Origin of the sequence: uncultured Parasphingopyxis sp. (assembly GCF_937129435.1) — a bacterium.
Lineage (GTDB): Bacteria > Pseudomonadota > Alphaproteobacteria > Sphingomonadales > Sphingomonadaceae > Parasphingopyxis.
This window is the reverse complement of record NZ_CAKZNF010000001.1, coordinates 15,447-33,830: the sequence shown is the minus strand read 5'-3', so window position 1 is coordinate 33,830 and position 18,384 is coordinate 15,447. Positions and strand designations below refer to the sequence as shown.

Here is an 18,384-nt window from a genome sequence, read left to right as displayed (position 1 = left end):
CGGCTGGCCCGCGCTTCGCCGCGCTGCTAACATCGGTGCAAATAGTCTGGAGGATGCGATGCGGTTCAAGGCGTTTGCGGGAATGTTCGCGGCTGCGCTTGCGGTGGGCGGCGCGGCGGAAGCGGCCGAGATCGCCTGGGACAATTGGGGGGTGCCGCATATCGCCGGCGAGGACGCCAACGATGCGACCTATGCGCTGGGCTGGGCGCAGGCGCGCGGACGGCCCGACCAGCTGCTCGAACTGCTCGGCCAGGGACGCGGGCGCGCGGCGGAATATTGGGGCGAGCCCTATTATGAAGGCGATGCGCTGATGTGGCGCACGGGCATCCCGCAATCATTGGACGCGATCTACGATGTGCAGGGCGCGGACTATCAGGCGCGGCTCGAAGCCTTTGCCGCCGGGATCAACGCCTGGTTCGAAGCGAATCCGGAAAGCGGCAGCGAAGAGCGGCGCCGCATTCTGCCGGTGACGGCGCGCGATATCCTTGGCCACACCCAGCGCTCGATCAACCTCTATTTCATGGCCGGCGGGGAGCTGCAGGCGATGCAGCGTCAGCTTGCCGCGGCACGCGAAGCGACGCTGCAGGAGACGCCCGAGCCGGATGCCGACGAGCGCGGATCGAACGGCTGGGCGATCGCGCCCTCGCGCTCCGAAAGCGGCCATGCGCTGCTCCTCCAGAACCCGCATTTGCCCTGGACCGGCTTTTTCACCTGGTTCGAGGCGCATCTGCAAAGCCCCGGTCTCAACGCCTATGGCGTCGGCCTGCTCGGCCAGCCCTTTACGAGCATCATGTTCAACGAGCATCTGGGCTGGACGCACACGGTCAATCGCCACGACCCGGCGGACGTGTTCGCGGTGACGCCCGAAGGTAACGGCTATCGCTTCGGCGAGGAGGTCCGCCCGTTCGAAGTCGAGCAGGTGTCGCTCAACGTGCGCGGCGAGGATGGGACTATCGAGGCCCGCGACCTGACGATCACGCGCACGGTGCACGGACCCATATTGGGTCAAGGCAACGATCAGCTCTACGCCTTCCGCGTTGCCGGGCTTGCCGATCCCGCGCATGCCCGAACCTTCGCCCAGATCGATGCGATGTCGCGGGCGGAAAACCGGGAGCAATGGGAAGCCGCCTTCTCGGAGATCCAGCTGACCATGTTCAACGCCATCTATGCCGACGACAATGGCGAAATCCTCTACGTTTCGAACGGGCTCTATCCCGTCCGCTCGACGGGCGACGAGGATTATTGGGAAGCGCCGGTCGACGGTTCGGACCCGGCGCTGCTCTGGACCGAATACACGCCCTATGAAGGTCTGCTCCGCGTCGCCAACCCCGAAAGCGGGTTCGTCCAGAATTCGAACGAGACCGGCTTCACCGCGACGATCCCGGTTGAGCTCGACCCGGCCGATTATCCGGCCGACTGGATCCAGCCCGATATGCGGACCCGGCCCCAACACGGTCTCGAAATGCTGCTCGGCGACGAGAGCATCGGCTTCGACGAGTTGATCGCCTATGCCCATGATACCCGGCTCACCATGGCGGACAATGTGCTGCCCGATCTCGTCTCGGCGGCACGAACCGTCGGCAGCGAAGAAGCGGTGCGCGCGGCCGATGTGCTCGGGGCGTGGGATCGGCGGACCGATGCCGATAGCCGGGGCGCCTTGCTCTTCACGCTATGGGGCTTCGAATTCGCACGCGGCGAGCCGGTCTCGCTCTACGAAAATCCGTGGGACTTTCTCGCGCCGACAAGCTGGTCGTCGGGCATCGCCGACGATGTCGGTGCGGTGGAGGCGCTCGTCACCGTCGTGCAGCGTATGGACGCGGCAGGCGTTGCGCTCGACACGCCATGGGGCGAGGCGGCGCGCATTCCGGACGGCGAAGGCGGCAGCCTGCCCTCCGCGCTCGGCCTTGGCCGTTTCGGCGCTTTCCGCGTCGGTAGCTTCACACCCGATGAGACCGGCGTCGCATTCACCTTCGACGGCGGCACGACTTGGGTCGCGGCGATCGAATTCGGCGAAACGCCGCGCGCCCGCGCGATCCTGCCCTATGGCAATTTCGCCGATCGGCCCGAAGGGATCGAGAACCAGCTTCCGCTGCTTTCGCGCGGCGAATTGCGCGACGTGAACTATACGGCGGAGGCAATCGAAGCGGCGACGGTGATGGCCGAAACGGTCGAGGCGGAATAGGGGCCTGTCATTGAACTGTCATTTCGGACTCATGGGGCTGTAACAAAAAGTCCATAGACGCGCCGCATCCCCGTCACTGGAGTTACACCGAAATGAAACGGATCGCGTTCCTGCTGACCGCATCGGCGGCCGCCATCGCCGCACCCGCCATGGCGCAACAGACGCCGGCGGAGATGCAGGCCGAGCTCGAAGAATTGCGCAACCGCGTCCAGACGCTCGAAACGCTGGTCGAGCGGCTGACCCAGGACCAGAGCCGGACCGCCGCACAGGCCGCCGAAGCGGGACAGGCTGCCGCCGCCGCGCAGGCGAGCGCCGAACAGACGGCCGCCACCGTCGCCGCCGCCCCCGAAGTCAGCTTCGGCGCCGCCGCCCGCGCGAGCGACGACAATGGCTGGAGCTTCCAGCCTTTCGGCCGCCTCCAATATGATTTCGCCCATGTCGGCGAGCCTGATGGGATCGCCGATCCGGGCCTCGGTTTCTCTAACGAACTGCGCCGCGGCCGCGTCGGCGTGCAGGGCGATATTCCGGGCGGTTTCGGCTACAAGCTCGAAGTCGATTTCGCCGACAACGATGTCGCGGTCACCGATGCGATCATCACCTATGAGACCGGCGATTTCGATTTCACTGTGGGCCAGCACAACAATTTCCAGGGGCTCGAAGAGCTGACGTCGAGCCGCTTCACCAGCTTCATGGAGCGCGCCGCCTTTACCGACGCTTTCAATTTCGAGCGCCGCGTCGGCGCGTCGGTCGGCTATGCGGCGGGCGATGTGCGGGTCAATGCCGGCGTCTTCACCGACGATATCGACGCACTGACCGATGACGGCAATAACGGCCACAGCATCGACGGGCGGATCGTCTTCTCGCCGCAAGTCGGCGACACCCAGCTACATTTTGGCGCCAACGCGCATTGGCGCGAGCTGGCCGAACTGCGCGATGTCTCGGTCAATCCCGGCGCGCGATATCGCCAGCGGCCCTTCGTCCATACGACCGACACGCGCTTCATCGATACCGCCGGCCTTGCCGTGCAGGAAGAAACGAGTTTCGGCCTCGAAGCCGCCGTCATCTCCGGCCGTTTCCACGCCGTTGCCGAGGGACATTGGCTGACGGCCGAACTCGCGAACGCCGCCGATCCGACCTTTTTCGGCGGATATGTCGAGGCGGGCGTTTTCCTGACCGGCGACCGGCGCGGCTATCGCGGCGGCCGTTTCGATCGCACGCGGCCGAACAGCCCGGTCGGCGAGGGCGGGATCGGCGCGATCCAGTTCAACGTCCGCTACGACTATCTCGATCTCAGCGATGCCGGCGTCATGGGCGGCAGGCAGAACCTGATCGGCGCATCGCTCATCTGGACGCCGATCGACTATGCCCGGATCTCGATCAATTACGGCCGCGCCGAATATAACGATACGCCCATTCCCGGGCTGATCGACAATGATTTCGGCGTCGATGTGTTCGGCCTGCGGACCGAGGTGGATTTTTAGGGAGCTGTGTTTTTGTCAGACCTTGGCTATCGCCAAGGCGCCGCACCAGCCCGCACCCCCACCCGGCCTCCCATTCAGGATACTCACGTGGGAGGCCGGGTGGGGGTGGGGGTGCGGGCTGGTGCGGCGCTCGACCGTCAGGTCGAGTCTGACAATCAATACCCGAATTTCTCCCCCACCATCTCCTCCGACAGCGTCCAAAGCGCCTCGGCCTTGCCGGGATCGACAGCATAGGACCGCACGCCGTCCTGCCGGCTTTCGTCGTCGACTTGGGCAACGTGGCAATCCTCGAGATAGACCCCGCCCTTTCCTTCCAGCTCCGGCGCGGTGGCGGCGAAGCAGGTCGTCGCGGCGCCGGCGGGAATCGACTTGAAGCCGCCGCCGGACGAGGGCGACTGGCTCGCATTGTCCTCGATCCGCTTGCGCAGCATGGCGATGTCGTCCTCGGTCAGATGGCGGCCGAGATTGGTCATGATACCACCGGGATGAACGGCATAGGCGTGGACGCCCTTGCCGCCGAGCCGCTTTTCGAGGCCGACGGAGAATTGCACATTCGCCGTCTTCGACTGGCCGTAGGACGCCCATTTGTCATAGTCGCGGCGCTCGAAATTCGGGTCGTCGAGATGGACATCGTCGAATTGGTGACCGCGCGAGGAGAGGTTGACGATCCGTGCCGGCGCCGATTTTTCGAGCAAAGGCGCGAGCCGGTTCGTCAGCAGGAAATGGCCGAGATGATTGGTCCCGAACTGCATCTCGAACCCGTCCGCCGTGTGAGCGAGCGGACAGGCCATGACGCCGGCATTGTTGATCAGCAGATCGAGCCGGTCATATTTCGCGGCAAAGGTGTCCGCGCATTGGCGGATGCTGTCGAGCGAGGCGAGGTCGAGCTCGATGACGTCGACCTTGTCGCTGCCGCTGCCCTCGCGAATTTCTTTCGCCGCCGCCGCGCCCTTCTCCGTGTCGCGCACGGCGATCACCACGTGCGCGCCTCTTGCCGCCAACGCCCGCGCCGTCTCGGTGCCGAGCCCCGACGCGCCGCCGGTGACCAGCGCCAATTTGCCCGTCAGGTCGATGCCCTCCAGAACCTCGTCTGCCGTCGTGTCATGTCCGAAATTGTCGCGCGCCATGCCGCCTCTCCTTGCTGCGGGCGAGTGTCATCGGCCCGCCCTTGTTGAGGCGGTCATGTTCCACAGATGGAAAGCGAGTGCGAGTCCGGACCGGCCCAGTCGCGCTCAGGCGGCGAGGCGTTCGCCGTCGGTGTCGCGGACGGGCGGCTGGCGCCCGGTTGCGGCATAGGTGACCATTTCGGCGATATTGGTCGCCTGGTCGCCGATGCGTTCGATATGCTTGCCGATGAAGAGCAGGTGCGCCGCCTGGCCGATCTGGTCGGGCCGCTCGATCATGAGCTGGATCAGCCCTTCGGTCAGCTCGTCGTGCAACGCATCGACGATATCGTCATGCGCCGTCACCGCTTCTGCCAACGCAACGTCGCGGGTCGCGTACGCCTTGACGATGTCGGTCAGCATGGTTCCGGCCTCATCGCTCATCCTCTCGAGCGTCTGGCGCAGCGGCTTGGGATATTTCGCCGTCACTTCGGGAACGCGGCGGGCGATGTTGCGGGCATAGTCGGCCGTGCGTTCGAGCAGCGCGCTGATCTTGATCGCGGCGACCACGGTGCGCAGGTCGTCGGCCATCGGCGCGCGCAAGGCGATGATGTTGACGGCAAGCGCCTCGGCCTTGGCCTGCAACGCATCGATCGCGCCATCCTTCTCGACCACGCGGGCGGCCGCCACCGAATCCCGGTCGGCAAGCGCGGCCATCGCCTGGCGCATGGCCGCAGACGCACGGTCGCCCAGTTCGAGGATCATCGCCTCGAGTGCGGCGAGCTCTTCGTCGAAAGCGGTTACGGTATGGCGCGACTGTTCGTTCATATAATCCTGCTGGACACCCTGACTGACATTTTTGTTACAATAATATTACATCATTGTGACAGCGGCCGCAAGGGGCTCGTAACCATTGCCTTTTTGCCAAAAAAGAAGGCCGAACGGTCGCCCGCCCGGCCTTCATGGGATCGCATGGGAGATACGATCAGTTTGCGAGATCGGCGCGAGTCAGCGCTGTCATCGCCTCGGCGATCCCGGCATTGCGCTCGCGTACATCGTCGGGGCTGGCGATCATGCCGTGCTCGACAAGATAGCCGTCCGGGCCCCAGGCCGAGGCATATTCGGCGACGAATTCGCGCAGCCCCGGAATGGCCTCCAGATGGTTGCCCTTGATGTAGATGAAGAGCGGACGCGCACCGGGATATTCGAAGCTCGCGATCGTCTCATAGGTCGGCATCACGCCGTCCATCGCCACGCCGATGACCGCGCCCTCATTCTCTTCGAGGAAGCTGTAGCCGAGCAGGCCGAGATAGCCGGGATTCTGCGTCACTTTCTGGACGATCAGATTGTCGTTCTCACCGGCTTCGATGAACGCCTGGTCGGTGCGGATTGCGGTGCAGACAGCGTCGTGCCGGTCCTCATCGCTTTCGGCGAGCGCCTCCATGGCGGGATTGCTGTCGCAGCCGGGCTCCATGATCAGTTCGAGAAACGCGTCGCGCGTGCCGCTCGTCGTCGGCGGGCCGTAGACGCGGATCGGAATATCGGGGAGCGAGGGATCGATGTCCGACCAGTTCTCGTTGGTCTGCTCTTCGCCGAAGGGCTCGGCGGCCAGCGCCTCGTAGAGCTGGGCACGGGTCAGAGCGAAGGCCGGGCCATCGGGCGAGGTGACGACGGCAAGCCCGTCGATGCCGACCTGCAGCTCGATAATCTGATCGACGCCATTTTCCTGGCAGGTGTCGAATTCGGTATCCTTCATCCGCCGCGAGGCGTTGACGACATCGGGATGTTCGGTGCCGACACCGGCGCAGAACAGCTCGATGCCGCCGCCCGTGCCGGTCGATTCGACGACCGGCGCGGAAAATTCGGTGTTGCGGCCGAAGGCTTCCGCCACCGCACGCGTGAACGGATAGACGGTCGAGCTGCCGACGACGCGGATCGTGTCGCGCGTGCCGGCATCGCCGCCGCCACCGCCACAGGCCGCGACCGTCGCGGCGATAGCTGCAAAAAGTCCGATAATGCGAGAGCGCACTGAAACCTCCATGGGAAATGCGAGAAATTCGTGTCGGGCGCCGCCCCGGCGATACGCCCCTGATCCTGCGCCTCATGCGACATTCTTGTGACAGTTTCATGAAAGATGGCGCGATTGCACGCTCGCTTTCCGCGCATCGGCAAATCGACTAAGGACGGCGCTATGGCGTTCCAGAATCTTCGCCCGCGGGCGATCATTGCCGACAAGAACCGCGCATTCTGGCTGCTGCAGTCGATCGGCTGGACCGGCTATTTCACGCTGCGTTCGCTGGCCGGGATATCGAATGCGATGGGGCCGCTGTTCATCCTGCCCACCGCGATCGCGACGGCAACCGGCTATTGCCTGACGCTGATCATGGCGGTGATATTCCGTCAGCTGATCACCAAGTCTCCGCGCGTCACCTGGGGCGGCACGATCGTCGTCGTGCTCGTCGCATCGGCCTGTTTCTCTGCCATCGAAGTCTGGGCGCATGCCGCCTTCTATCGCGGCGGAGAGATGCCGACGGGGTTGCAGTTCTTCGGCGCGATCCTGCTCGATTTCACGCTGCTCGTCGCCTGGTCGGGGCTCTATTACGGCATCAATTTCTATCTGCTCGTCGAGGAACAGGGCGACCAGCTGCTGCGCCTTGAAACGCAATCGTCCAATGCCCAGCTGGCGATGCTGCGATACCAGCTCAACCCGCATTTCCTGTTCAACACGCTCAATTCGATCTCGACGCTGGTGCTGCTGAAACAGACCGAACGCGCCAACGCCATGCTCTCCCGCCTCTCCTCCTTCCTGCGCTACACGCTCGCCAACGAACCGACGGCGCGCGTGCCGCTCAGCCAGGAGGTCGAGACGCTGAAACTCTACCTCGAGATCGAGCGGATGCGTTTCGAGGAGCGGCTGCAATCGAGCTTCGACATCGACCCCGCCGTCGCGCGCGTGCGGCTTCCTTCGCTGCTCCTCCAGCCATTGGTCGAAAACGCGATCAAATATGCCGTCACGCCGCAGGAGGAAGGCGCCGAAATCCGCATCTCCGCGCAACAGGTCGGAAATCGCGTGCAGATCGCCGTATCGGACACCGGGCCGGGCTTGCACAATGCGCAGCCGCAGCGCCAAGCATCGACCGGGGTCGGCCTCGCCAACATCCAGGACCGTTTGGCCCAGGCTTTCCCGGACGACCACCGATTCGAAATCAAGACGAACAAAGATGGGGGCTTTTGCGTTGAGATCGAGATTCCACTAGAATTCGAAGAGGCAAAGGAAGCCGCATGACCATTCGTACCATTATCGTCGATGACGAACCGCTGGCGATCCAGGGCCTGCAGGTCCGGCTCGAGCTGCATGACGATGTCGAGATCGTCGATACCTGCACCAATGGCCGCGAGGCGATCCGATCGGTCAAGACACACAAGCCCGATCTCGTCTTCCTCGACATCCAGATGCCGGGTTTCGACGGCTTTTCGGTCGTCCAGGGGCTGATGGACATCGATCCGCCGCTGTTCGTCTTCGTCACCGCCTATTCCGATCACGCGATCCGCGCCTTCGAGGCGCAGGCGGTCGACTATCTGATGAAGCCGGTGGAAGAGGACCGCCTGTCCGACACGCTGGCGCGGGTGCGCGAGCGGCTTTCGGAAAAGAGCAATGCCGACGAGATCGCCAAGCTGAAAGAGGTCCTCGCCGAGGTCGCGCCCGAAGCGGCCGAGGAAATGGCCGGCGATTCCGACTCCCCCTCATCGAGCCGCTACGAGAAGCTGCTCAACGTCAAGGACCGCGGCCAGATCTTCCGCGTCGATGTCGAGAGCATCGAGCGGATCGACGCCGCGGGCGACTATATGTGCATCTATACCGGCGACAACACGCTGATCCTGCGCGAGACGATGAAGGACCTCGAAAAGCGCCTCGACCCCCGCACCTTCCAGCGCGTCCACCGATCGACCATCGTCAACCTCGACCAGGTGAGACAGGTGAAACCGCACACCAATGGCGAATGCTTCCTGGTGCTGGAATCGGGCGCGCAGGTGAAGGTGTCGCGCTCCTATCGCGACGTTGTGGCGAGGTTCGTGCACTAGGATCGCTGCGCCCTGCCGTCATTCGCGGAAATGGCGGGCAATGTTTCAACGTTGATCGCAAAAAACGGGAGGACGCCGGCCGACCGGACGCCTATTCACACGGCAAAGGAGACACACCATGTCCGCTTCCGACCAGCAGGCCCGTGCCAAGGCCTTCCACGCGCTCCACGTTCCCGGCGATCCCGTCATCCTGTTCAACATCTGGGATGCGGGGAGCGCAAAGGCGGTCGCCGAGGCGGGGGCCAGCGCGATTGCCACGGGGAGCGCATCGGTCGCCGGGTCCCGCGGGTATCACGACGCGGAATCGCTGCCGATGGAGCAGGCGCTCAATAACGCGGCGCGGATTGTCGATAGCGTCGACTTGCCGCTGACGATCGATTTCGAGGGGGGCTATGCGGCCGAACCCGCGCTCGTCGCCGTCCATGCCGCGGCGATGATCGAGATCGGCGTGATCGGCATCAATTTCGAGGACCAGATGATCGGCGGCGCCGGGCTGCACACGGTCGATTTCCAGTGCGAGCGGATCGCCGCGATCCGCGCCGCGGCCGACAAGGCGGGGATCGATTTCTTCATCAATGCCCGCACCGACGTCTGGCTCAAGGCGGGGCGGGAGACGCTCGACGGGGACGCGCTGTTCGACGAGGCGGTCAACCGCGGCAAGGCCTTTGCCGAAGCGGGCGCCGACGGGTTCTTCGTGCCGGGGTTGAGCGACGAGGGCAAGATCGCCGCGATCTGCGAAGCCTCTCCCCTGCCCGTCAACGCGATGATGTTCGATGCGATGCCGCCGAAGGAACGCCTCGCCGAACTCGGCGTGGCGCGGATCAGCCATGGTCCCGGCCCGTGGCGCCAGGCGATGGCGGCACTGACCGAGGCGGCGCGCGCCGCGCTTTAGGCGCGTTCAGCCCGCCATTTCGAGCGTGATGCGCGTGCCCGTCTCGTCGCTGTCGACATCGACATCGGCGCGCAGGCTGCGGATCAACGAACGGGCGATCGAGACGCCGAGGCCGTTGCGGGCGCCCGAACTGATCCGGTCCGCCGTGGCCTCCGCACTCACTTCACCTTCGCCGCCGCCGGTCGCGAGCTTGCGCCAGTTACTGTCCGATGGGAGGCCGCGCCCGTCGTCGCAAACCTGAAGCCGAATCCGTCCGTCGTCGAGCGTTGTCATACGCATTTCGACCAGCCCGTCGTCGCGATCGTCGAAGGCGTGCTTGAAGGCGTTGGTGAGGAATTCGGAAACCAGCAGGCCGAGCCGGCCGGCGCGATCCGCATCCATCTCGATATCGTCGCACTCGATCGTCAGCCGGATCGCGCGGCGGCCGTCGAGATGGCCGATGGCCGAGGCGACGCGGCTGATATAGGCGCCGGTCCTGACCGTATCGCTGTCGATCGAGGACACGCCCGACGCGGTCATTTCCTGGTAGAGCGTCTGCAGCGCCTCGACCCGGTTGGCGAGCGCGTCGTAGCTTTTCGCCGGATCGGTGTCCTTGGCCTGCATCCGGATCATCGCGACGATCATCGACAGATGGTTCTTCACCCGGTGCTGGACTTCGCGCAGCACCCGGTCCGCATGGCGCGAGACGCGGACATCGTCGCGGATCGCCGACATGTCGTTCTGGATACCGACATAGAAGCGAAGCTCCCCGTCATCGTCAAACAGCGGACCGATGATCAGCCGGTTCCAGAAACCGCTGCCGTCGGCGCGGTAATTGTAGATATCGATGGTCGCCGTCTCGCGCTTCGCGATCGCCTCGCGGATCGCGACGCGCGCTTCCTCGTCGGTGTTCTCGCCCTGCAGGAAGCGGCAATTGCGGCCGACCGCCATCGCCCGGCTATAGCCCGACATCGTCTCGAACGCGGCATTCACATAGACGATCGGATTGTCGTCCAGCCCGGGGTCGGTGATGACCAAAGCAAGCGGCAGCTTGAGCAGCGCCTCTTGCGACAGGAAATCATCAAGGTTCTTGTCGAGCGACACGGCAACGTTCCTACAGGAGATGGGGGATTGATAGCCTTGAATCGAGCGATTTCAAGGTGCTGGAGCCTTTGCGCCCCGGCGCTTAACCCCGGATGAGCGAACGCTCGCCCGCATCGCCGCTTTGTGGCATGTTCGAACCGGCCGATCCGAGGGGGAAGCGCGGTGCCGATTTTCAACCGTTTCGACGATGCCGAAACCGAGCGCGCCTATGTCACGAGCGAGCGCCGCGCGCGGATTCCGGCGAGCCGGGCGCTGATCCTCATCGGAATCGCCACCTTCGTCAGCTATATCACGCTCAACCCGATGTATTTCCCGCGCGAGGGCGTGATCGCCTACAATATCGCGGCGGGCCTGTTCATGGCGGTGCTTGCGGGGTTCTTCCTGCTGACGCGCACGCGCTTCTACCTCGAACAGGGCTGGATCGACCTCGCGCTCTTCACCGCGCTGACGGTGGCGATGGCGATGCTGATCGAGGCGCTGGGCGACCAGGCGGACGTCACCGGCATTTCGCGCTTCGGCATGGCGATCATCAACATGGGCATCCTCGTCGTCTTCGCCAGCGTCGGCTTCGTCGCGACGACGCGGCTGTTCTTCCTGTGGGCGCTGACGATCATGGCGCTGTATCTCGCCTATCTCATCTCCATCGAGCGCGCGTTCATCACCAAGGTCTACACCCTCACCAATTTTTCGACCTTCTTCGTCTTTGCGAGCTTCGTGAACTGGGACATCGACCGGCGCGCGCGCAAGACCTTCGCCGCCAACCGGGCGCTCGACGCGGAGAAGCAGAAGTCCGAAGAATTGCTCTACAACGTCCTGCCGCAGCATATCGCCGCGCGGCTGAAAAGCGGCGAGGCGGTCGCCGATGCCTTTTCCGACGTTTCGGTGATCTTCGTCGATATCGTCGGCTTTTCGCAGCTCGCGAAGCGGATGTCGGCCGGGCATCTGGTCGAGCTGCTCAACCGCTTCTTCCTGCTCGCCGACGAATGCGCCCAGCGTTATGAGGTTGAAAAGGTGAAGACGATCGGCGATGCCTATCTCGCCGTGTGCGGCGGGACGGCGTCGTGCGATTCGGGCGCCGAATGCGCGATCCGCTTCGGTCGCGACCTGATCGAGGCGGTGGAGGCGCTGGGGGCGGAAACGGGCGTCGATATCCAGCTGCGCATCGGCATCCATACCGGCCCCGTCGTCGGCGGCGTCGTCGGCGCGAGCCGGCTGTCCTACGATTATTGGGGCGACACGATGAACATCGCCAGCCGGATCGAGGGCGTGGCCGAACCGAACGGCATCGCCGTTTCCGAGACAACCTTCTACCAGGCAAAGCCGCATTTCGAATTTTCCGCCGGCGAGACGCTGATCCTCAAAGGCGTCGGCGAAACGCAGGTTTACCGGCTGCTGCAAGGCTAAGCGCGCATTAACGATGGTTCAACGCGGGCCCGGTAGAAGGGCCCCGCGAGGAGACCCCCGTTGCACGCGAAGATTCCGCCGAAATATTGGGAGATGGCGATAGCCGCCACGGCGACGGCAACCGCCGTCTGCCTCGCCGGCATAGTCGGCATCTTCCTGGCCCAGGGTCCGCAAAACCTGACCATATTGTGGCCCGCAAACGCCATCCTGCTCGTCGCGCTGCTGCTGCGGCCGCGCCGCGAATGGGCCGCGATCTGCGGCATGAGCTGGATCGCCCTTTTCGTCCTTGCGGGGACGGTGTTCCACTCCTCGGTAACGACAGGCGCTCTTTCCGCCGTGAACATCGTCGAAGCCCTGGTCGGCGCGTGGGTGCTGCGCCGCAAGCATGGCCGCAACATCGATATCACGCGACGCCGCGTGTTCGCCGATGTCTTCCTTTGGGCGGCGCTCGTGGCGTGCCTCATCTCGTCCGTGCTGGCGGCTCCGCTGCTCGCGCCGGACTCCGCGGACATCTTCGCATTCTGGCTGTCCTACTTCCCCTCGCACCTGCTGGGCGTGATGATCCTCGCACCCCTTCTGCTCGCGCTGACGACCGATCGCGCAGCGGTGTTCCGCAGAAGGAGCCGGAGCGAGATCGGACTCGTCATCGGCGGCGCTGCATTGGCCTCGATCGCGATATTCGGACAATCGGCCTATCCGGTCATGTTTCTGGCCTTCCCGGTATTGACCTTCGCCGCCTTCCGTGTCGGCATGGCGGGCGCCAGCGCGTCGACCTTCGTCTTCTCGATGGTGGCGATCTGGTTTACCGTGCGCGGCATCGGGCCGGTGACGTTGATCAGCGACGTCGATGCGACGCGAATCCTGTTCCTGCAGATATTGATCGCCGGCGCGACGCTATCGACCTTTCCGATCGCCGTGGCGATCGCCGGGCGCCAGCGGGTCGCGATGCAGCTCGCGGAGAGCGAACAGCAAAAACGCCGTATCCTCGCGCAGATCGACGAGGTGGTGTTCGAAACGGATCTGCAAGGCCGCTGGACCTATCTCAATCCTGCATGGGAGGACATCACCGGCTACAGCCGCGAAGACACCATCGGCCGGCCATGGGACGAGATCGTCCATCCCGAGGACAAGGAAATCGTTGTCGATGCCGTCAACAGGCTGATCACCAGCGACGAGGAACTGGCCGAATACAATATCCGCTATGTCCGCAGCGAGGGCACGATCCGCTGGAACGCGTCGATGGTCAGGGCACTCTATGACGAGCAGGGGCGTTTCGCCGGGGTTGCCGGGACGATGCGCGACGATACCGAGCGCAAGCTGGCCGAAGAGCAGCTGGTCGCCGCGCGCGAGGCGGCCGAACAGGCGACACGTGCAAAGACGACCTTCCTCGCCAATATGAGCCATGAGATCCGCACGCCGATGAACGGGATTCTCGGCTTTTCGGAGCTGCTGCTCGGCAGCGAGCTGACCGGGGAACAGCGACGGCAGGTGCAGCTCATCGCCTCTTCCGCCGATGCCCTGCTCGCCCTGCTCAACGATATTCTCGATATCTCGAAAATCGAATCGGGACGGCTAGATATCGCCCGCGAGGGCGTCGACATCGCGCAACGCCTGCGGGACTGCACCGCGCTCGTCACACCGATGGCCGAGGCGAAAGGCCTGCAAGTCGAATATTCGCTCGATCCCGAAATCCCCTGCTGGATCATGGGGGACGGGCTGCGGCTGCGGCAGATCCTGCTCAACCTGCTCGGCAACGCCGTCAAGTTCACCGAGAGCGGTCATGTTCGCGCCGATGCGACGCGGCGCGAGGCCGGACGCGAAAGCTGGCTCGATATTGCGGTCTCTGACACCGGCATCGGCGTCGCCGCGGACCGGCAGGACAAGATCTTCGAGGAGTTCCAGCAGGCCGAATACGATACCGCGCGGCGGTTCGGCGGAACCGGGCTTGGCCTCGCCATCAGCCGACGGCTCGCCACCATGATGGGCGGGACGCTGACCATGACAAGCGAGATCGGCAAGGGCACGACGGTCACACTGTCCATCCCCTTGACCGCGGCCGATCCCGTCTATTGGCAGGAACCGAGCCGCCCGATGCCCAAGGCCGAAAATGTCGGCGCGCACGTGTTGCTGGCCGAGGATCTCGACATCAATCGCGAGGTGATCGGCGCGATGCTGCGCAAGCTCGGCTGTTCGGTCGATTTCGCGCATGACGGCCATGATGCCATCGGCGCGGTCGAGCGCAGCGAAATCCTGGGACGGCCCTATGACCTGGTTCTGATGGACTTGCAGATGCCGCGGCTCGGCGGCGTCGATGCCGCGCGCGCCATCATCGCGCGCGATCCCGAAAGTGCGCCGCCTGTCGTTGCGCTGACGGCCAATATCTTTGCCCGCGACGCACAGGCCTGCCGCGACGCCGGGATAAAGGACATCCTCACCAAGCCGATCCGTTTCGACGCGCTCGGCGAGCTGGTGCAGAAATGGGCCGGTGCGGGTGTAGATGCCGGTGGCGATGCCGCCTCCACCGTTGCCCAGCCGGTGGCCGACATGGCGGAGCAGCGCGACGCGGCGGCCGTCGCGCCGTCGCTCGAGGAACGCTATGCGATGCGAAAGCGCGACAGCATCGAGCGGATCGGAGCGCTGATCCGGCAGGGCAAGCTAGGCGAGGCCGAACTGGGCGAGATCGCGGCACTGGCGCACAAGCTTGCCGGATCCGCCGGAATGTTCGGCGATGCCGATTTCGGCACGCTGGCCGGCGACCTGGAAGAAGCGATCGAGGCGACGGCGGCTGACGAACGGCTGGAACGCGTCGAATCCCTCTTCGCGCGACTATCCGAGGCCGCCTAAAGAACCGTAAATTCGAATTAACCTTTGCGCACTAATGTCGAAGCTGCCGGGGGGCATGTGACGATTGCCGGAGGCCCATCATGGCGCGTATTGTTTATGCCGAAGACGATGAACTCATTGCCGAACATGTCCGTGAGACGCTGAGCGAGGCGGGCTATGTCGTCGGGATCGTCAATGACGGCATCTCGGCGCTGCAGGCGATCAAGATCAAGCATCCCGACCTCGTCATCCTCGATGCCGAAATGCCCGGCCTTCCCGGCCCGGAAGTGCTGCGCAAGATGCGGACCGACCCGAAGCTTTTCGACATTCCCGTCCTCATGCTGACGGCGCGCCGCAGCAAGGGGGACGAGGATCTCGCCAAATATGCCGGCGCCAACGAATATCTCCGCAAGCCGTACGATCCGGATCAATTGGTCGCGGTGGTGAACAGCCTCGTGCCTGACGCGCCGAAGCGCCGGGCGTTCGGCTAATAGGCCGAAAGCTCGGCCTTCATGCTGCGATAGCCATGCACGAAACAGGCGGCGACGCGTTCGGGTTCGCCGATGACGTTCACGCGCAGGCGGCGCTCCGCCATCTCTTCCAGCAATATCCTTAGCTGCAATTCCGCCAGCCGCGCGCCGACGCAGCGGTGGATGCCGTAGCCGAAGCTGATCTGCCGCCGGGCGTTTTCGCGATCGACGATGATGTCGTCGGGCCGCTCGAACACGTTCTCGTCGCGATTGGCCGAGATATACCACAGGATCATCTTGTCGCCCTCGGCGATCGGATGCCCGAACAATTCGGTATCCTCGGTCGCCGTGCGCCGCATATGCGCGAGCGGCGTCTGCCAGCGGATGATCTCCTGCACCGCCGTCGGGATGAGATCGGGGTTCTGTTCGAGCTTGGCGCGCTCGCCCGGAAACTGTTCGAGGCCATAGGCATAGGCCGACATCGAATTGCGCGTCGTATCGTTGCCGCCGATGATGAGCAGCGTCATATTGCCGATAAAGGTGTAGCGATCCATGTTCGACATCGCGTCGGAATGGATCATCCGGCTCAGCAGATCTGGCGCCTCGGGCTTGTCGAGCCGCTCCTGCCACAGCTCCATGAACCGCGCCGTCATGTCGCGCATATGCTCGCGGCGCTCATAGGCGCGTTTGACATTGCCGACGGTATCGGCATCGGCCGCCCAGTCGGACCATAGGGTCAGCTTGCGCCGTTCCTCCCAGGGGAAATCGAACAGGATGGCGAGCATCTGCGTCGTCAGCTCGATCGAGACGGTGTCGACCCAGTCGAACGTTTCCCCGCGCGGCAATGAATCGAGGATATCGCCCGTCCGCCGCCGGATATCGCCGGACAGCCGCTCCATCTCGGCCGGGGTGAAGGCCGGCGCGACGGTGCGCCGCTGCGCGGTATGTTCGGGCCGGTCCATCGAGATGAAGCTCGGCGTCTGGCGCCGCAATTCCTCGGGCATGTTTTCGAGCCCGCCGAAGATGGTGATCCCGCCGCGCGACGTGTCCGACGAATAGATGTCGGGCAGCGCCTCGACATGCTGGATCGGCTTCATCGTCGTGACGTTCCAATAATCGCCGAACGCCGAGCCCGTGATCTTGTTGATCGGCGCGGTGGCGCGCATTTCGGCAAAGATCGGCTGCCAGCGATCCTCGGCATAGATTTCCGGGCGGCTGACATCCCAGGGATGCGGCGCGGCGTGGACGACGGTCTCGACGGGCCCGGTTTCGGCGGCGGTTGCCATGGCTCTCTCCTCGGCGATGAGTGTCGGAGCGGGGGCGGGGTGAGTCAATCCTCCCCGGGACGGGGAGGGGAACCGCGACGCGAAGCGGCGGGGTGGAGGGGCACACACCACATTAGGGATTCGCTGAAGTGGCAGGGGCCCCTCCACCATGCTTCGCATGGTCCCCCTCCCCGCGCAGGGGAGGAACTAGTATTCGCTCAGTTCCACATCCATCGACCGGTATCCATGGACGAAGCAGGCGCGAACGCGTTCGGGTTCGCCGGTTACGTTCACGCGCAGGCGGCGCTTGGCCATTTCCTCGAGCAGGATGCGAATCTGCAGTTCCGCCAGCCGGGCGCCGACGCAGCGGTGGATGCCGTAGCCGAAGGAGAGCTGCCGCCGGGCGTTTTCGCGGTCGACGATGATCTCGTCGGGCCGTTCGAACACGCTCTCGTCGCGATTTGCCGACAGGTACCACATGATGACCTTGTCGCCCTGCTTGATCTCATGCCCGAACAGATTGTGATCGGAGAGCGCGGTGCGGCGCATATGCGCGAGCGGCGTCTGCCAGCGGATGATTTCCTGCACGGCGTTCGGGATCAGCTCGGGGTCCTGCTCCAGCTTCGCCCGCTGGTCGGGGAACTGTTCGAGGCCATAGGCATAGCCCGACATCGTGTTGCGCGTCGTGTCGTTGCCGCCGACGATCAGCAGGACGAGATTTCCCATGAACTCGAAATCGTCCATGTCGCGCATCGCTTCGGAATGGATCATGCGGCTGAGCAGGTCGGGCGCCTCGGGCCCGTCCAGCCGCTGGTTCCACAGTTCCTTGAAATAGGCCGCCATCTCGTAGAGGTGCTTGATCCGCTCCTCGACCATCGCCGGGTCGTTGGCGAGTTCGACATCGCCGGCCCAGTCCGACCACAATGTGAGCTTGCGGCGATCCTCCCAGGGGAAATCGAAGAGGATCGCCAGCATCTGCGTCGTCAGTTCGATCGAGACCTTGTCGACCCAGTCGAAGGTTTCGCCGCGCGGCAATTCGTCGAGGATCTCGGCCGTGCGCTGGCGAATGTCGTCGTCGAGCCGCTTCATTTCGGCAGGGGTGAAGGCCGGCGCGACGGTGCGGCGCTGTTCGGTATGCTTGGGCCGGTCCATGGCGATGAACATCGGCAGCTGGAACCGGAATTCCTCGGGAATGTCGTCGAGCTCGTCGCCGATCGTGATGCCGCCATACTCAAAGGAGCTGCTGTAGATATCGGGCAGTGCCTCGACATGCTGGATGGGTTTGAGCGTCGTGACGTTCCAGTAATCGCCGAACCCGGACCCGGTGATCTTGTTGATCGGCGCCGTTTCCCGCATCTCCCTGAAGATTGGCTGCCAGCGGTCCTCGACGTAGATATCGGCCTTGCTGACATCCCAGTCGTGCGGCGTCTCGCTCACATCGGTGACGATCGATTCGACCGTTTCTTCGGGTTCTGCCGCTGCGGTGGCCATGTCTCTCTCCTGTCCTTTGGTGCAAATGTTCGTTGAGGCATCTTTCAAGTCGATCCTCCCCAGCGCGAAGCGCGCCGGGGGAGGGGAACCGCCGAAGGCGGTGGAGG

General features: G+C 64.2%; 14 protein-coding genes. 8 read left to right on the top strand and 6 right to left on the bottom strand.

Features of this window, described 5'->3' with window-relative positions; genetic code table 11:
• The first annotated feature begins 58 nt into the window (after positions 1–58).
• The gene (locus Q0139_RS00150; protein ID WP_298015765.1) at positions 59–2,182 is read left to right on the top strand and encodes a penicillin acylase family protein; all 2,124 of its coding nucleotides are present in this window, start codon (positions 59–61) and stop codon (positions 2,180–2,182) included.
• Positions 2,183–2,274: 92 nt separating this feature from the next.
• On the top strand, positions 2,275–3,663 hold the full coding sequence (locus Q0139_RS00145) for a porin (RefSeq protein ID WP_298015763.1): 1,389 nt from the start codon (positions 2,275–2,277) through the stop codon (positions 3,661–3,663).
• 155 nt (positions 3,664–3,818) lie between these two features.
• On the opposite strand, the gene Q0139_RS00140 is transcribed toward Q0139_RS00145, so the two are convergent.
• From Q0139_RS00140 to Q0139_RS00130, 3 genes are all read right to left on the bottom strand, one after another.
• The gene (locus Q0139_RS00140) at positions 3,819–4,790 is read right to left on the bottom strand and encodes an SDR family NAD(P)-dependent oxidoreductase (protein WP_298015761.1); all 972 of its coding nucleotides are present in this window, start codon (positions 4,788–4,790) and stop codon (positions 3,819–3,821) included.
• Between the two features lie 105 nt (positions 4,791–4,895).
• Positions 4,896–5,594 (bottom strand): phosphate signaling complex protein PhoU, encoded by a 699-nt coding sequence (gene phoU, locus Q0139_RS00135; RefSeq protein ID WP_298015759.1) that lies wholly within the window; start codon positions 5,592–5,594, stop codon positions 4,896–4,898.
• 157 nt (positions 5,595–5,751) lie between these two features.
• The gene (locus tag Q0139_RS00130) at positions 5,752–6,795 is read right to left on the bottom strand and encodes a substrate-binding domain-containing protein (RefSeq protein ID WP_367180710.1); all 1,044 of its coding nucleotides are present in this window, start codon (positions 6,793–6,795) and stop codon (positions 5,752–5,754) included.
• Positions 6,796–6,957: 162 nt separating this feature from the next.
• Between Q0139_RS00130 and Q0139_RS00125 the strand changes: the two genes are divergently transcribed.
• The 3 genes from Q0139_RS00125 to Q0139_RS00115 all read left to right on the top strand — a co-directional run bounded on the left by Q0139_RS00125 (position 6,958) and on the right by Q0139_RS00115 (position 9,741).
• A complete protein-coding gene (locus Q0139_RS00125) occupies positions 6,958–8,052 on the top strand; it encodes a sensor histidine kinase (protein ID WP_298015755.1) in 1,095 nt (364 codons plus the stop codon).
• Positions 8,049–8,849: a LytTR family DNA-binding domain-containing protein gene (locus tag Q0139_RS00120; protein WP_298015754.1), complete on the top strand. Its 801-nt coding sequence runs from the start codon at positions 8,049–8,051 to the stop codon at positions 8,847–8,849. The genes Q0139_RS00125 and Q0139_RS00120 overlap by 4 nt, the downstream gene beginning before the upstream one ends.
• A gap of 118 nt (positions 8,850–8,967) precedes the next feature.
• A complete protein-coding gene (locus Q0139_RS00115) occupies positions 8,968–9,741 on the top strand; it encodes an isocitrate lyase/phosphoenolpyruvate mutase family protein (RefSeq protein WP_298015753.1) in 774 nt (257 codons plus the stop codon).
• A 6-nt stretch (positions 9,742–9,747) separates the two neighbouring features.
• Here the strand turns inward: Q0139_RS00115 and Q0139_RS00110 are convergent, their stop codons facing one another.
• Entirely contained in the window at positions 9,748–10,824 is a 1,077-nt protein-coding gene (locus Q0139_RS00110) for a PAS domain-containing protein (protein ID WP_298015752.1), read from the bottom strand.
• A gap of 162 nt (positions 10,825–10,986) precedes the next feature.
• Between Q0139_RS00110 and Q0139_RS00105 the strand changes: the two genes are divergently transcribed.
• From Q0139_RS00105 to Q0139_RS00095, 3 genes are all read left to right on the top strand, one after another.
• Entirely contained in the window at positions 10,987–12,228 is a 1,242-nt protein-coding gene (locus Q0139_RS00105) for an adenylate/guanylate cyclase domain-containing protein (RefSeq protein ID WP_298015750.1), read from the top strand.
• Between the two features lie 60 nt (positions 12,229–12,288).
• On the top strand, positions 12,289–15,072 hold the full coding sequence (locus Q0139_RS00100; RefSeq protein ID WP_298015748.1) for an ATP-binding protein: 2,784 nt from the start codon (positions 12,289–12,291) through the stop codon (positions 15,070–15,072).
• An 80-nt stretch (positions 15,073–15,152) separates the two neighbouring features.
• Positions 15,153–15,542 (top strand): response regulator, encoded by a 390-nt coding sequence (locus Q0139_RS00095; RefSeq protein ID WP_298015746.1) that lies wholly within the window; start codon positions 15,153–15,155, stop codon positions 15,540–15,542.
• Here the strand turns inward: Q0139_RS00095 and Q0139_RS00090 are convergent.
• Both Q0139_RS00090 and Q0139_RS00085 read right to left on the bottom strand, forming a co-directional pair.
• Positions 15,539–16,807 (bottom strand): cytochrome P450, encoded by a 1,269-nt coding sequence (locus Q0139_RS00090; protein WP_298015744.1) that lies wholly within the window; start codon positions 16,805–16,807, stop codon positions 15,539–15,541. The two genes, Q0139_RS00095 and Q0139_RS00090, sit on opposite strands and share 4 nt — an antisense overlap.
• 186 nt (positions 16,808–16,993) lie before the next feature.
• Complete coding sequence (locus Q0139_RS00085) at positions 16,994–18,277, bottom strand: cytochrome P450 (RefSeq protein ID WP_298015741.1); 1,284 nt, start codon at positions 18,275–18,277, stop codon at positions 16,994–16,996.
• Between the last annotated feature and the right edge of the window lie 107 nt (positions 18,278–18,384).

Coding starts and splice junctions, on each gene's coding strand:
- Q0139_RS00150 (WP_298015765.1), top strand. CDS start 59: ATGCGGTTCAAGGCGTTTGCGGGAATGTTCGCGGCTGCGCTTGCGGTG.
- Q0139_RS00145 (WP_298015763.1), top strand. CDS start 2,275: ATGAAACGGATCGCGTTCCTGCTGACCGCATCGGCGGCCGCCATCGCC.
- Q0139_RS00140 (WP_298015761.1), bottom strand. CDS start 4,790: ATGGCGCGCGACAATTTCGGACATGACACGACGGCAGACGAGGTTCTG.
- phoU (WP_298015759.1), bottom strand. CDS start 5,594: ATGAACGAACAGTCGCGCCATACCGTAACCGCTTTCGACGAAGAGCTC.
- Q0139_RS00125 (WP_298015755.1), top strand. CDS start 6,958: ATGGCGTTCCAGAATCTTCGCCCGCGGGCGATCATTGCCGACAAGAAC.
- Q0139_RS00120 (WP_298015754.1), top strand. CDS start 8,049: ATGACCATTCGTACCATTATCGTCGATGACGAACCGCTGGCGATCCAG.
- Q0139_RS00115 (WP_298015753.1), top strand. CDS start 8,968: ATGTCCGCTTCCGACCAGCAGGCCCGTGCCAAGGCCTTCCACGCGCTC.
- Q0139_RS00095 (WP_298015746.1), top strand. CDS start 15,153: ATGGCGCGTATTGTTTATGCCGAAGACGATGAACTCATTGCCGAACAT.
- Q0139_RS00090 (WP_298015744.1), bottom strand. CDS start 16,807: ATGGCAACCGCCGCCGAAACCGGGCCCGTCGAGACCGTCGTCCACGCC.
- Q0139_RS00085 (WP_298015741.1), bottom strand. CDS start 18,277: ATGGCCACCGCAGCGGCAGAACCCGAAGAAACGGTCGAATCGATCGTC.